The sequence below is a fragment of the Pandoraea cepalis genome (assembly GCF_902459625.1).
Lineage (GTDB): Bacteria > Pseudomonadota > Gammaproteobacteria > Burkholderiales > Burkholderiaceae > Pandoraea > Pandoraea cepalis.
In genome coordinates, this window is record NZ_CABPRY010000002.1 from 24096 (window position 1) to 38251 (window position 14156).

Annotated in this window: 11 protein-coding genes; 10 read left to right on the top strand and 1 reads right to left on the bottom strand. The window is 63.6% G+C overall.

What is annotated here, in order from left to right:
- From murC to lpxC, 6 genes are all read left to right on the top strand, one after another.
- The gene (gene murC, locus PCE31107_RS04985; RefSeq protein WP_130027184.1) at nt 1-1410 is read left to right on the top strand and encodes a UDP-N-acetylmuramate--L-alanine ligase; all 1410 of its coding nucleotides are present in this window, start codon (nt 1-3) and stop codon (nt 1408-1410) included.
- 1 nt (nt 1411) lies between these two features.
- Nucleotides 1412-2395 carry a D-alanine--D-alanine ligase gene (locus PCE31107_RS04990; RefSeq protein WP_150606953.1) on the top strand — a complete coding sequence of 328 codons (984 nt, stop codon included), beginning with the start codon at nt 1412-1414 and terminating at the stop codon, nt 2393-2395.
- A 47-nt stretch (nt 2396-2442) separates the two neighbouring features.
- Nucleotides 2443-3279, top strand: a complete 837-nt coding sequence (locus tag PCE31107_RS04995; protein WP_150606955.1) for a cell division protein FtsQ/DivIB — start codon at nt 2443-2445, stop codon at nt 3277-3279.
- Between the two features lie 22 nt (nt 3280-3301).
- The gene (ftsA, locus tag PCE31107_RS05000; RefSeq protein WP_017234751.1) at nt 3302-4534 is read left to right on the top strand and encodes a cell division protein FtsA; all 1233 of its coding nucleotides are present in this window, start codon (nt 3302-3304) and stop codon (nt 4532-4534) included.
- A gap of 106 nt (nt 4535-4640) precedes the next feature.
- Nucleotides 4641-5831, top strand: coding sequence for a cell division protein FtsZ (ftsZ, locus tag PCE31107_RS05005; protein ID WP_017234750.1), 1191 nt, complete (start codon nt 4641-4643; stop codon nt 5829-5831).
- 538 nt (nt 5832-6369) lie between these two features.
- Nucleotides 6370-7284: a UDP-3-O-acyl-N-acetylglucosamine deacetylase gene (lpxC, locus tag PCE31107_RS05010; RefSeq protein ID WP_130027179.1), complete on the top strand. Its 915-nt coding sequence runs from the start codon at nt 6370-6372 to the stop codon at nt 7282-7284.
- Between the two features lie 143 nt (nt 7285-7427).
- Here the strand turns inward: lpxC and PCE31107_RS05015 are convergent, their stop codons facing one another.
- Nucleotides 7428-7895: a DciA family protein gene (locus PCE31107_RS05015; protein WP_017234748.1), complete on the bottom strand. Its 468-nt coding sequence runs from the start codon at nt 7893-7895 to the stop codon at nt 7428-7430.
- A 305-nt stretch (nt 7896-8200) separates the two neighbouring features.
- Here PCE31107_RS05015 and secA point away from each other — a divergent pair, with 305 nt between their 5' ends.
- From secA to PCE31107_RS05035, 4 genes are all read left to right on the top strand, one after another.
- Entirely contained in the window at nt 8201-10996 is a 2796-nt protein-coding gene (gene secA, locus PCE31107_RS05020) for a preprotein translocase subunit SecA (RefSeq protein WP_150606957.1), read from the top strand.
- A 163-nt stretch (nt 10997-11159) separates the two neighbouring features.
- The gene (gene argJ, locus PCE31107_RS05025; protein WP_150606959.1) at nt 11160-12389 is read left to right on the top strand and encodes a bifunctional glutamate N-acetyltransferase/amino-acid acetyltransferase ArgJ; all 1230 of its coding nucleotides are present in this window, start codon (nt 11160-11162) and stop codon (nt 12387-12389) included.
- Nucleotides 12390-12595: 206 nt separating this feature from the next.
- Nucleotides 12596-13477 carry an ATP-binding protein gene (locus PCE31107_RS05030; RefSeq protein ID WP_150606961.1) on the top strand — a complete coding sequence of 294 codons (882 nt, stop codon included), beginning with the start codon at nt 12596-12598 and terminating at the stop codon, nt 13475-13477.
- A gap of 112 nt (nt 13478-13589) precedes the next feature.
- Complete coding sequence (locus tag PCE31107_RS05035) at nt 13590-14063, top strand: NUDIX domain-containing protein (RefSeq protein ID WP_150606963.1); 474 nt, start codon at nt 13590-13592, stop codon at nt 14061-14063.
- The last annotated feature ends 93 nt before the right edge of the window (nt 14064-14156 follow it).

A 14156-nucleotide genomic window follows, 5' to 3' on the forward strand; every position in this document is an offset into this window, starting at 1 on the left:
ATGAAACACATCGTCAAACACATTCACTTCGTCGGCATTGGCGGCTCGGGCATGAGCGGCATTGCCGAGGTGTTGCTCAACCTGGGGTATCAGGTGAGCGGCTCCGATCTCGGCGACAACGCGGTGACGCAGCGCCTCGTCAGTCTTGGCGCGCGCGTCGCCCGCGGCCACGCGGCCGAGCACATCGAAGGGGCGGACGCCATCGTCGTGTCCACCGCCATCACGGCGGACAATCCGGAGGTGCTCGCCGGGCGTGCCCGCCAGATCCCCATCGTGCCGCGCGCGCTGATGCTCGCCGAACTCATGCGCCTGAAGCAGGGCATCGCCATCGCCGGCACGCACGGCAAGACAACCACGACGAGTCTCGTGGCGAGCGTGCTTGCGCAGGGCGGGCTCGATCCGACGTTCGTGATTGGCGGCCGACTGAACAGCGCCGGCGCGAACGCCAAGCTCGGCACGGGCGACTTCATCGTGGTCGAGGCCGACGAATCGGACGCCTCGTTCCTGAACCTGAATCCGGTCATCGAGGTCATCACGAACATCGATGCCGATCACATGGACACCTACGGACACGACTTCGCCCGTCTGAAGCAGTCGTTCGTGGCGTTCACGCAGCGCCTGCCGTTCTATGGCATCGCCGTGCTGTGCGTGGACGATTCGAACGTGCGCGAGATCCTGCCGTTCGTCTCCAAGCCGATCGTGCGTTACGGCCTGTCGGAAGACGCACAGGTGCGCGCCATCGATGTGCGTGCGGACGCCGGCCAGATGCGCTTCACCGTGCTGCGCCGGTTCGGTGCCGGTGCCGCACCACTCGACATCACACTGAACCTGCCGGGCGAGCACAACGTGCGCAACGCGCTGGCGGCGATTGCGATCGCGACCGAACTTGAAGTGCCGGACGCTGCAATCCAGCAAGCGCTGGCCGAATTCAACGGCGTGGGCCGGCGCTTCCAGCGCTACGGCGACATCGCGCTGCCGAAGTCGAGCGGCGGCGGCACGTTCACGTTGATCGACGACTACGGACATCACCCGGTCGAGATGGCGGCAACGCTCGCGGCCGCCCGCGGCGCGTTCCCGGGACGTCGCATCGTGCTGGCCTTCCAGCCCCATCGATACACGCGTACGCGCGATTGCTTCGAAGACTTCGTGAAGGTGCTGTCCGACGCTGACGCCGTGGTACTCGGCGAAGTTTATTCGGCCGGTGAGGCGCCCATCGTGGCGGCCGACGGTCGCGCACTGTCGCGTGCCCTGCGCGTGGCGGGCAAGGTAGAGCCGGTTTTCGTGGAAGACGTTGCGCAATTGCCCGACGCCGTTCTGCAAGTCGCCCGTGCGGGCGACGTCGTTATCACCATGGGTGCCGGCTCCATCGGCGCGGTGCCCGGCAAGTTGCAAGTTCAGCAAGGAGTTTGAAGTGAGTGCTTTCGATCCGAAACGTTTCGGCAAGGTGGGCGTCCTGATGGGCGGGCGCTCGGCCGAGCGTCAGATCTCGCTGATTTCGGGCAATGGCGTGCTCGAAGCCCTGCGCTCGCGCGGGGTGAATGCGCATGCGTTCGATACCGGCATGCACGACCTCGCGGCGCTCGCCGCGCAGAAGTTCGACCGGGTGTTCATCGCGCTGCATGGCCGCTATGGCGAAGACGGCACGCTGCAAGGCGTGCTCGAGCATCTGGGGGTTCCGTACACCGGCAGCGGCGTGTTGGCCTCCGCGCTGGCGATGGACAAGGAGATGACCAAACGCGTGTGGATCAACGAAGGGTTGCCGACGCCGCGCTTCGCGATGCTGAGCGCCGACAGCGACTTCGATGCCGTGGCCCGCGATCTCGGCCTGCCGCTTATCGTCAAGCCGTCGCGTGAAGGCTCGACGATTGGCCTGACAAAGGTCACCGAGGCGTCGCAACTGAAGGCGGCCTTCGAGAAGGCCGTCGCCCTGGATCCGGACGTCCTCGCCGAAGAGTTCATCGATGGCGACGAACTGACCGTGCCGGTGCTTGGCGTGGGCACGAAGGGCGCGGCGGCCGCGCGTGCGCTGCCGGTGATCCGCATTGTGGCGCCAGACGCGAACTACGACTACCAGAACAAGTATTTCAAGGACGACACGCGCTACGAATGCCCGCCGCCGCTATCGGTGTCGTTGCAGGAGGAGGTGCAGCGCCTGGTGCTGCGCGCCTATCTCGTGCTGGGCTGTCGCGGTTGGGCGCGCGCCGACGTGATGCTGCGCAAGCGTGACAACAAGCCGTTCCTGCTGGAGATCAATACCTCGCCGGGCATGACAGGCCATTCGCTGGTGCCGATGTCGGCACGAGCGGCGGGGCTGTCGTACGAAGACCTGGTTGTCGAAATCCTGGCCACCGCGACGCTCGATCTGCATCCGAACGCGCAGTGGAAACCCGAGTAAAACCTTGAACGCGTTGAAGAACGCCCCGATACGGAAAGCAAATCGCCATGTGGCAAAACGTACGCCTGCTCAACGCCATCGCGAGTGCGCTCGTCGCACTCGTCGTGCTGGCGGCGCTCGCTGCGGGCGGCCATTGGCTGATTCAGCGGCCGATCTTCACGCTGACGGCGGTGCAGATCGATGGGGACGTGTCTCACATCAACGGTCCGACCTTGCGCGCGAATGCCGTCTCGCGCCTGAAGGGCAATTTTTTCACGATCGATCTGGACGCCACGCGAGCGGCGTTCGAGGCCGTGCCGTGGGTGCGCCATGCAAGCGTGCGACGTGTGTGGCCGAACCAGCTCTCGGTCACGATCGAGGAATACAAGCCGCTGGCCACGTGGAACGACGGCCGTCTGGTGAGTGTGGACGGCGAGCTGTTCGCGGCGAATCTGGCCGAAGCCGAGGACGACGGCAAGCTGCCCGAGTTCGCCGGCCCGCCGGGCAGCGAAAAGGATGTGACGGCGCGGTACTACGACTTCGTGAGGTGGTTCGCGCCGCTGAAATTGAAACCCGAAGCGGTCACGCTGTCGAATCGTTACGCATGGAGCGTACGGCTCTCCGGGGGAGTGCAACTGGCGCTGGGACGAGAGCGTACCGCCGAGTCCCTCGCCACACGCAGCAGGCGTTTCGTACAAGCGTATCCGCAGGTAGCGGCGCGCTGGGGAAATCAGATCGAGTACGCCGATCTGCGTTACCCGAACGGTTTTGCCGTGCGTGCCGCGGGCATGCGTTTCTTGAGCGAAGAACAGGCCAAGAAGCTTGCCACGGCACCGGTGCAAAAGCGGGATTCGCAAAAGCCGGCAGTTGCGCAACCTGCCGCGCGGCAGAAGCGAAGCCAGTGAGACTTCAGGACTTACACACGCTATGAGCAAAGATTACAAGGATCTGTTGGTCGCCCTCGATATCGGCACGTCGAAAGTCGTGGCGGTGGTGGCCGAACTGCGCCCTGAAGGCCGCTATGAAGTGATTGGCCTCGGCCAGAGCGAATCGCGCGGGCTGAAAAAAGGTGTCGTGGTGAACATTGAGGCCACGGTGCAGTCCATTCAGCGTGCACTCGAAGAAGCCGAGCTGATGGCCGACTGCAAGATCACCAACGTGTTCACGGGCATTGCCGGTAGTCACATTCGCAGCTTCAATTCGAGCGGCATGGTGGCGATCAAGGACAAGGAGGTGACGCAGGCCGACGTGGCGCGCGTCATCGAGACGGCCAAGGCGATCAACATCCCGACTGACCAACAGGTGCTGCATATCCTCACGCAGGAATTCATCATCGACGGTCAGGAAGACGTGCGCGAGCCGATCGGCATGAGCGGCATCCGCCTTGAAGTGAAGGTGCACATCGTGACCGGCGCCGTCTCGGCGGCGCAGAACATTGTGAAGTGCGTGCGCCGGTGCGGCCTCGAAGTGAACGACCTGATTCTGCAACCGCTCGCGTCGAGCATTTCGGTGCTCACGGAAGACGAGAAGGAACTGGGCGTGGTGCTGATCGACATCGGCGGCGGCACGACCGATATCGCGATCTTCAGCGAAGGCGCGATTCGGCACACGGCCGTGATTCCGATCGCGGGCGATCAGATCACGAGCGACATCGCGATGGCGGTGCGCACGCCGACGCCGGATGCGGAAGACATCAAGATTCAGCACGGCATCGCCAAGCAGTCGCTGGCCGATCCGGACGAAATGATTGAAGTGCCGGGGCTGGGCGAACGCGGTCCGCGCACGCTCTCGCGTCAGGCGCTGGCGGCGGTGATCGAGCCGCGCGTCGAAGAACTGTTCTCGCTGGTGCAGCAGGTGGTGCGCGAGTCGGGGTACGAAGAACTGCTGTCCTCGGGCATCGTGCTCACCGGCGGCGCGGCGATGATGCCGGGCATGGTCGAGCTGGGCGAGGACATCTTCCTCAAGCCGGTGCGCATTGGCGTGCCGGAGTATGCGGGCGGCCTGGCCGACGTGGTGCGCAGCCCGCGCTACGCGACCGCGATGGGGCTGCTGCTCGAAGGACGTTCCCAACGCATGCGCGGGCGCAAGGTCGCGGTGCAGTCGGGGCAGGCGAATCAGGTCTGGTCGCGCATGCGCGACTGGTTCTTCAGCAATTTTTAATGGTGTTTTTTGAGGGGTGTGGATTCGGTGTTGAAAACACGCTTGGCTTACCCGAGCTGACCGTGACCCGCAATACCGGATCTGCTTTTATATCACTGGAGGCGCTATGAACTTTGAAATGTTGGAAACGGAAACCAACGGCACCATCATCAAGGTGGTGGGTGTTGGTGGCGCTGGCGGCAATGCCGTCCAGCACATGATCAACCGGGGTGTGCAGGGCGTGGACTTCATCGCCATGAACACTGACGCTCAGGCACTCGGCCGCTCGCAGGCCAGCGTGAGCATCCAGCTCGGCAAGACCGGTCTGGGCGCAGGCGCCAAGCCGGAGATGGGACGTGCGGCGGCTGAGGAAGCCCGTGAGCGCGTGGCCGACGCCCTGCGTGGGGCGCACATGGTGTTCATCACCGCCGGTATGGGCGGCGGCACGGGCACGGGCGCGGCACCGGTGGTGGCGCAGATTGCCAAGGAAATGGGCATTCTGACCGTCGGCGTGGTGTCGAAGCCGTTCGAGTTCGAAGGCGGCAAGCGCATGCGCGTGGCGGAGACGGGGGCGCAGGAGCTGGAAGACAACGTCGATTCGCTGATCGTCGTGCTCAACGACAAGCTGTTCGAAGTCATGGGCGACGACGCCGAGATGGACAAGTGCTTCCAGTGCGCCGACGACGTGCTGCATAACGCCGTGGCCGGCATCGCCGAAATCATCAACGTCGACGGTCTGGTGAACGTCGACTTTGAAGACGTGAAGACGGTGATGGGCGAACAAGGCAAGGCCATGATGGGGACGGCGACGGTGGCAGGTGTCGATCGTGCGCGTCTGGCGGCCGAGCAAGCCGTGGCGAGCCCGCTGCTCGAGGGTGTGGACTTGTCGGGTGCGCGCGGCGTGCTGGTCAACATCACGGCATCGCGTTCGCTGCGTCTGTCGGAAACGCGTGAAGTGATGAACACCATCAAGAGCTACGCCGCCGAAGACGCGACCGTGATTTTCGGTACCGTCTACGACGACAAGATGGGCGATGCGCTGCGCGTGACTGTTGTGGCAACCGGCCTGGGCCGCGCAGTCGCGAAGAAGGCTGCCGCACCGATGACGTTGCTCAAGACCGGTACCGACAATATGCCGATCGCCACCGGCCACGTGCCGAATGTCGGTCAGGCGGGCGGTACGGACTACGGCGCGCTCGATACGCCGGCCGTGTGGCGCAGCACGCGCGAGACCGCGGCGTCGCACGTTGCGGCATTGCAGGAAAAGGGTGTCGACACGTACGACATTCCGGCCTTCCTGCGCAAGCAAGCCGACTGACAGGGTCGCGCGCGGACCAGGTGCCAGTGCCTGGTGCCGCCGCACCTTGGGAATCGCGAGACCTATGCAGGTCGTCGTGAGGATTCGTCGTCGCTCCAACGACCATGCCGTGTGGCGTGGGGATGGCGCGCCGCAGTACGAGTCCGCATGACGATACGGCGAGGTTGTGAAGACGCGAGATGCCGTATCGCTGCGACAACCAGCGTCGCAAGCGGTGTCTACGCTTCACAGGTCACGAACGTTACGGGTAAGCGTTCGGATCCCTGACCCGGTCTCGCGGATCTGTCCCCCGACCGCTGCGGCATGCCTCCGTCGCGGCGGCCGGGGTGCCCCGACGATGGGCGATGCCCGGGCTTCGGCCTGATGTCGATTTCTGAAACGGCCTATTGCGTTTCGCGATAGGAGTGTGGACGAATCGATGCGGCAGAATTCGGAATGTTTAGTAACGAAGCGTTGCGTTTGTGGCACAGCGATGAAGGCTTCCATCTGGTATAATTGCATCTATGGTCACTAGCGTTCGATAGTTTAAATAAATAGCATGCTCAAGCAGCGCACTCTCAAATCCATCGCCAAGACAGTCGGCATCGGCTTGCACTCCGGTCGCAAGGTCGAGTTGTCGCTGCGTCCGGCGCCGCCCAACACGGGCATCGTCTTCTGCCGTACCGATCTGAATCCTCCTGTCGAGATTCCGGCGTCGGCGATGGCGATTGGCGACACGCGTCTTGCGTCGGTGCTGCAGAAAGAGGGCGCGCGGGTCTCCACCGTGGAGCACCTGATGTCGGCATGCGCGGGGCTGGGCATCGACAATCTGTATGTCGATGTGACGGCCGAAGAAATTCCAATCATGGACGGCAGCGCAGCAACGTTCGTCTTCCTGATTCAATCGGCGGGCATCGAAGAGCAGGCGGCCGCCAAGAAATTCATTCGTGTGACGAAGCCGGTCGAGATTCGCGAAGGCGACAAGTTCGCCCGTCTCGAGCCTTACGAAGGCTTCAAGCTCAAGTTCACCATCGATTTTCGTCACCCGGCGGTCGATCGCACCGGTCAGGCGCTGGAGATCGACTTTGCCGATACGTCCTACGCGAAGGAGATTGCGCGCGCCCGTACGTTCGGCTTTGCGCATGAGGTCGAGATGCTGCGCGAACTGGGCCTGGCGCGCGGCGGCAGCATGGACAACGCCATCGTGCTCGACGAGTACCGCATCCTGAACAACGATGGCCTGCGTTACGACGACGAGTTCGTGAAGCACAAGATGCTCGACGCCATCGGCGACCTGTACGTGATTGGCCATCCGCTGCTGGCGTCTTACACAGCGTACAAGTCGGGGCACGGACTGAACAACCAGCTCTTGCGCGAGCTTCTCGCACAAGAGGCCTACGAGATTGTCACGTTCGAGCACGCCGAAGACGCACCGCGCGGCTTCCAGTTCGAGCCGCAGACGCAGTTCGCGTAAATCACGCAGGCCATAGGAAGCGCCAGCGGGTGGGGCGCGGATGTAACAAAACGAAAGCGCCGACTCTGCGGCGCTTTTTTATTTGACGCGCGCGCCAAATCGGCGTTGCGCTTGAATGCGTCGCGCCATGGCGACCGACGGATTCAAGGCTTGCGCGGACCGCCGTAGGAATGGCGGGCCACCAGGCGAGCCAGGGCATCGCGAAGCGGGGATGGCTCCAGCGCGTCGCGCAGATCGCGCAGGCTGACGAGGCCCTGCCGGGACAGGCGGGCCTCCTTGGGCGGCTTCTGGGGTTCGGGCGCCGTGATGCTCACGCGAATCCGGATCGTGCGAATCAGCCAACCGCGCGTCGCCAGACCCTCGATCAGCGACGGTGTTTGCTGGCGCAGCCGAGCCGCCAGTGCATTATTGGCGACAAGGAAGACCAGGGCGCCCTCGCGCGGCGGCGCTAGCCGGACGCTGCCGCTGAGCGCGGCGGGCAACAACGCGTGCACGTCTCGCTCGAGTCGACCCAGTTGTTCGGCGGCGGCCAGCAACGAGCCGGCGCCGTCGGAGGCGCACAGCAGATCGGTGAGCGGGCGGGCAACGCGGGGAGCTTTGGGTCGTTTCATATGATGAGACAGAGGTTGCCGCGTATTTTACCCCGCCATCGGGCGTCGCCTCGGTCCGAACGCCGAAAACGCCGGACGGCCCGCGCCCGAGGCCAGCGGGACGCGCCATGACAGCATGCTAGAATCCTTTTTTTAGTATAGGTATCGAACCGGCGAGAGGCCTGAGTGCCAAACACCGGTGACCCGTAGCGCGCAGGCGCGTTGGGCGATTCGGCACGCGTGGGGCAAAACCCCTGAAGCGTTGCAAAGTTTGCCGACCGACTGCACGATTGCGAACGACATTTGCCGCCCTAACCAGTGATCCGATGATTCCCGGTCTTCTTAAAAAAGTATTTGGCAGCCGTAACCAGCGGCTTATCAAGCAGTACCAGAAAACCGTCTTGGCGATCAACGCCCTCGAGCCGCAGATCGCCCAGCTGAGCGATGAGCAACTGCGCGGCAAGACCGAGGAATTCAAGCAGCGTATCGCCCAGGGGGCGAGCGTGGATTCGTTGCTGGTCGAAGCCTTTGCGGTGTGCCGCGAAGCCGGCAAGCGCGTCCTCAAGATGCGCCACTTCGACGTTCAGCTCATTGGCGGCATGGTGCTGCACTTCGGCAAGATCGCCGAAATGCGCACGGGCGAAGGCAAGACGCTCGTCGCGACATTGCCCGCCTATCTGAACGCGCTCTCGGGCAAGGGCGTGCACGTCGTGACCGTCAACGATTACCTGGCCCAGCGCGACGCCGAGTGGATGGCACGTCTGTACAACTTCCTCGGCCTGTCGGTGGGTATCAACCTGTCGCAGATGCCGCATGACGAGAAGCAGACAGCGTACGCGGCCGACATCACGTACGGCACGAACAATGAGTTCGGCTTCGACTACCTGCGCGACAACATGGTCTACGAGACCGAGCAGCGGGTGCAACGCACACTGAACTACGCCATTGTCGACGAAGTGGACTCGATCCTGATCGACGAGGCACGCACGCCGCTCATCATCTCCGGCCAGGCCGAAGATCACACCGAGCTGTATGTGAAGATGGATCGCTTGCCGGCGATGCTCGAGCGTCAGATCGGTGAAGAGAAGTCGGACGGCACGGGCGTCGAAGTGCCGGGCGATTACACGCTCGACGAGAAGGCGCGTCAGGTCTTTCTGACCGAGCGCGGCCACGAGAAGGCTGAGCAACTGCTCGCCGAGTGGGGCATGATCGCCGAGGGCGACAGTCTTTATGCGCCGCAGAACATTACCCTCATGCACCATGTGTACGCCGCCCTGCGCGCGCACACGCTGTTCCACAAGGACCAGCATTACGTGGTGCAGAACGACGAGATCGTCATCGTCGACGAGTTCACCGGCCGTCTGATGGCCGGTCGCCGCTGGTCCGAAGGTCTGCACCAGGCGGTGGAAGCGAAGGAGCGCGTCTCGATCCAGCACGAGAACCAGACGCTGGCCTCCATCACGTTCCAGAACTACTTCCGCATGTACGCCAAGCTCTCGGGCATGACCGGGACGGCGGATACCGAAGCGTTCGAATTCAACGAGATCTATCGTCTCGAGACGGTGGTGATCCCGACCAACCGCCCGCCCAAGCGGATCGACCGTCAGGATCAGATCTACAAGACGGCCAAGGAAAAGTACGACGCGGTCATCAAGGACATTCGCGATTGCGTGGAGCGTGGCCAGCCGGTGCTGGTGGGCACGACGTCGATCGAGACGTCGGAGTACCTGTCGCAACTGCTCACGAGCGCGAAGCTGCCGCACCAGGTGCTCAACGCCAAGCAACACGCGCGCGAAGCCGAGATCGTCGCGCAGGCGGGGCGTCCGGGCGTCATCACCATCGCCACCAACATGGCCGGTCGTGGTACCGACATCGTGCTCGGTGGCAACGTCGAGAAGCAATCGGGTTTCATCGAAATGGATGCGAGCCTGTCCGACGCGGACAAGCAAGCCCGCATCCAGCAATTGCAGGACGAATGGCAGGGTCTGCATGAGCAGGTGAAGACGGCAGGCGGTTTGCACATCATTGGTACCGAACGCCACGAATCTCGCCGTATCGACAACCAGTTGCGCGGCCGTTCGGGCCGTCAGGGCGATCCGGGCTCGTCGCGTTTTTACCTGTCGCTGGAAGATCCGCTGCTGCGCATCTTCGCCGGCGACCGCGTTCGTTCGATCATGGATCGTCTGAAGATGCCGGAAGGCGAAGCCATCGAGGCGGGCATTGTCACGCGTTCGATCGAGTCGGCACAGCGCAAGGTCGAAGCACGCAACTTCGACGTGCGCAAGCAGCTGCTCGAATACGACGACGTGTCCAACGATCAGCGCAAGGTGATCTACCAGCAGCGGAATGAACTGCTCGAAGCGCAAGACGTCTCGGACACCATCGCAGGCATGCGTCAGAGCGTATTCCAGGATCTGGTGCGCACCTGCGTGCCGGCCGGCACGGTCGAAGAACAGTGGGACCTCAAGGGGCTGGAGACGGTGCTGCGCGAAGAGTGGCAGCTCGATTTGCCGCTGCAGTCGCGTATCGAAGGCTCGGAAGAAATCGACGACGAGGACATCCTCAAGGAAGTGATGGACGCCGCCGAAGCGTCATATCAGGCCAAGGTCGAACTGGTGGGACGCGAGTCGTTCTCGGGGTTCGAGCGCTCGGTCATGCTTCAGAGCGTGGATTCCAACTGGCGCGAGCATCTGGCCGCGTTGGATCACCTGCGTCAAGGCATCCATCTGCGCGGTTACGCGCAGAAGAATCCGAAGCAGGAATACAAGCGCGAAGCGTTCGAATTGTTCGCCCAACTGCTTGAGACCATCAAGCTCGAAGTCACGCGCGTCATCATGAACGTGCGTATCCAGTCGCAGGAAGAGCTCGAACAGGCAACGGAAGCGCTCGACGACAGCGCGGGCGGTCTGATCAACGTCGAGTTCAAGCACGACGAACTCGAGACGGTGGGCGGCGACGGCGAGATCGACGAAGACGCGGGGCGTCCGGTGGTTTCGGCGCTGGCCCAGGCGGCAAGCGCGGCGATGGCCGGCGGCGACTTGTTGCCGAAGGTTGGCCGCAACGATGCCTGCCCGTGCGGCAGCGGCAAGAAATTCAAGCACTGCCACGGCAAACTGTCTTAAGATGTGAACCGATCGACGCGGCGCCGACTCAGGATCGGCGCCGCGTCGTTTGTAGCGCCGGTTTTTCGACCGGCCGCACCGATCAACCGCCGCCCCGGCGGAGTGTCGTGCCGACATCGCCAGGGCGGGAGCTGTAACGCTCATCTCTCGCGGGCGAACCCACATGGCCGTCAATTTCCCCTCGATCGAAGCCTCCCAACTGCGCGCCGTGCCCGGCGTCGAACTGGGCTGGGCCGAAGCCAATATCCGCAAGCCGAACCGTAAGGACGTGCTGGTCATGCGACTGGCCCCCGGTAGCACGGTGTCAGGCGTTTTCACGACAAACCGCTTCTGCGCGGCGCCGGTGACGGTCTGCAAGACCCATCTGGCCGCGCAGGCGGGCATTCGTGCGCTTGTCGTCAACACGGGCAACGCCAACGCGGGCACCGGCGAACCGGGCATGGTCGCCACGCGGGCAACGTGCGACGCGCTCGCCAAGCTGCTGTCGGTCAATCCGAACCAGATTCTGCCGTTCTCGACCGGCGTGATCCTCGAACCGCTCCCGGTTGACCGTCTGGTCGCCGGTCTGCCGCAAGCCATTGCCAATCTGGCGTCCGCACACTGGTACGAGGCAGCGCAATCGATCATGACGACCGATACGCTGCCGAAAGCCGCCTCGCGTGAGATCGTGATCGAAGGCAAGACCCTCGTCCTCACCGGCATCAGCAAGGGGGCGGGCATGATCAAGCCGAACATGGCAACCATGCTCGGCTTCGTGGGCACCAATGCGCGCGTGGCGCAGCCGGTGCTCGACGCGCTCGTCAAGTACGTGGCGGATCGTTCGTTCAACGCCATCACCATCGACGGCGATACGTCGACCAACGATTCGTTTATCGTCGCGGCCACGGGCCAGACCGATCTGCCGGAAATCGCCAGCACGGACACGCCCGCCTTTGCCGCGTTCCGCGACGCCTTGCTGTCGATCTCGCAGGAATTGGCGCAATTGATCGTGCGTGACGGCGAAGGCGCGACCAAATTCATCACCGTGACGGTCGAGGGCGGCCGTGATGTGGCGGAGTGCCGTCAGATCGCCTATGCCATCGGGCATTCGCCGCTGGTGAAGACGGCGTTTTACGCGTCCGATCCGAATCTGGGCCGCATTCTGGCCGCCATCGGTTATGCGGGGGTGAACGACCTCGACGTCAGCAAGGTCGACCTCTATCTCGACGACGTGCTGGTCGCCCGCGCGGGCGGCCGCAATGCCGACTATCGCGAGGAAGAGGGACAGCGCGTGATGAAGCAAAGCGAAATCACGGTCCGCGTGGTGCTCGGCCGCGGCGGCGCCGCCGCCACGTTGTGGACTTGCGACCTCTCGCACGACTACGTGAGCATCAACGCGGATTACCGTTCCTAAGCCCTGACGCGAGCGCCGCGCGCCTCCCACCGGGGGCGCCGCGTGTCGATGCCCGATCGGCGTCGGCCCTGCGTTAGCGGCACTGGCCGGCAGTATCGGCCCATCGCCGGCAGGTGGCAAAAGCACCGCGGCGGGCAGCGAAAGGAAACGACAACACGACGAAGCATCGACACAAGCGCCTATGAGCGGCGCGGGGATTTCGAAGCATGGACAAGTTGGAGCAGTTCCTCACGCGCGCCGAAGGCGTGCTGGCCCGGTTGGAGGTCATGTTGCCGCCGGCGGCTCCCGAGATCGACTGGCGCGCCGCGGTGGCCTTTCGCTGGCGCAAGAAGCAGGGGCGCGGATTTCTGCAGCCCGTGGCGCATGTATCGACGATCACGCTGGGCGATCTGCAGAATATCGAGCGCCAGAAAGGGCTGATCGAACAGAATACGCGTCAGTTTGTGCGTGGCGAGCCGGCCAACAACGTGTTGCTCACCGGTGCGCGCGGCACGGGCAAGTCGTCACTGATCAAGGCTTGCCTGAATCAGTACGCCTCGGAAGGCCTGCGTCTGATCGAAGTCGACAAAGATGACCTGGTCGATCTGGGCGATATCGTCGATTTGATTTCGCAGCGCCCCGAGCGCTTCGTCGTGTTCTGCGACGACCTGTCGTTTGAAGATGGTGAGTCGGGTTACAAGGCGCTCAAGGTCGCGCTCGACGGCTCGGTGGCCGCGCAGTCGGACAATGTGCTGATCTACGCGACGTCGAATCGCCGTCATCTGTTGCCCGAGTACATGAAGGACAACGAAAGCTATCGCCACACCGAGGACGGTGAGATTCATCCGGGCGAAGTGATCGAAGAGAAGATCTCGTTGTCCGAGCGATTCGGGCTGTGGGTGAGCTTCTACCCGTTCAAGCAGGACGACTACCTGACGATCGTCGGTCACTGGTTGCAGCATTTTGGCGTGCCGGCGGATCAAACGGAATCGGCGCGTCATGAGGCCCTGATCTGGGCGCTCGAGCGCGGTTCGCGTTCGGGGCGCGTGGCTTTCCAGTTCGCTCGCGACTGGGCGGGCAAGCTTCGGAGCGCGTCACACGCCTCGTGATGTGCGGGTGAGCGGGGCGCCGTGGCCCATCGGCCATGAGCCATGCACCGCTCGACCGGGAAATTCGCAGGCAGCGCAGATGGCGCAGATGGCGCAAGGATGGCGAAGGATTATGACAGTGTCGAAACGATATGCGCCCGACGGGCGTCCCATCACGGAAGTGGCCGTCGGCGTGATGGTGCGCGCGGATGGCTCGGTGCTCCTCGGTCAGCGCCCGGCGGGCAAACCGTACGCGGGTTATTGGGAGTTTCCGGGGGGCAAGCTGGAGGCGGGCGAGTCGGTCGCCGCGGCGCTCGCGCGTGAACTGCACGAGGAACTGGGGGTGACGGTGGAGCGTTGCGCGCCGTGGCGCGTCCTCGAACACGATTACCCCCATGCCTATGTGCGTCTGCATTTCTGCAAAGTCACCGCATGGCAGGGCGAGCCGCACGGCAAGGAAGGGCAGGCACTGGCATGGCAGCGCCCGCCGGTGAGCGTGGAGCCGTTGCTGCCGGCGGCTCTGCCGCCGCTGAGCTGGCTCTCGGAGGAGCTCGCCACGAAGTCGTCGAGGGCGGCCGTAGCGGCGGATCGCGACGCTGCCGATTGACCGATTGACTGGTCGCCGCGCTTCCGAGCGCGCTCCCAGACGCACAAAAGGCACCCGCGAGGGTGCCTTTTGCGTTGGGTGGGATGATGGTCG

Excerpts from the sequence above, each read along its gene's own strand:
- murC (WP_130027184.1), top strand. The coding sequence starts at position 1 with ATGAAACACATCGTCAAACACATTCACTTCGTCGGCATTGGCGGCTCG.
- PCE31107_RS04995 (WP_150606955.1), top strand. The coding sequence starts at position 2,443 with ATGTGGCAAAACGTACGCCTGCTCAACGCCATCGCGAGTGCGCTCGTC.
- ftsA (WP_017234751.1), top strand. The coding sequence starts at position 3,302 with ATGAGCAAAGATTACAAGGATCTGTTGGTCGCCCTCGATATCGGCACG.
- ftsZ (WP_017234750.1), top strand. The coding sequence starts at position 4,641 with ATGAACTTTGAAATGTTGGAAACGGAAACCAACGGCACCATCATCAAG.
- lpxC (WP_130027179.1), top strand. The coding sequence starts at position 6,370 with ATGCTCAAGCAGCGCACTCTCAAATCCATCGCCAAGACAGTCGGCATC.
- PCE31107_RS05015 (WP_017234748.1), bottom strand. The coding sequence starts at position 7,895 with ATGAAACGACCCAAAGCTCCCCGCGTTGCCCGCCCGCTCACCGATCTG.
- secA (WP_150606957.1), top strand. The coding sequence starts at position 8,201 with ATGATTCCCGGTCTTCTTAAAAAAGTATTTGGCAGCCGTAACCAGCGG.
- argJ (WP_150606959.1), top strand. The coding sequence starts at position 11,160 with ATGGCCGTCAATTTCCCCTCGATCGAAGCCTCCCAACTGCGCGCCGTG.
- PCE31107_RS05030 (WP_150606961.1), top strand. The coding sequence starts at position 12,596 with ATGGACAAGTTGGAGCAGTTCCTCACGCGCGCCGAAGGCGTGCTGGCC.
- PCE31107_RS05035 (WP_150606963.1), top strand. The coding sequence starts at position 13,590 with ATGACAGTGTCGAAACGATATGCGCCCGACGGGCGTCCCATCACGGAA.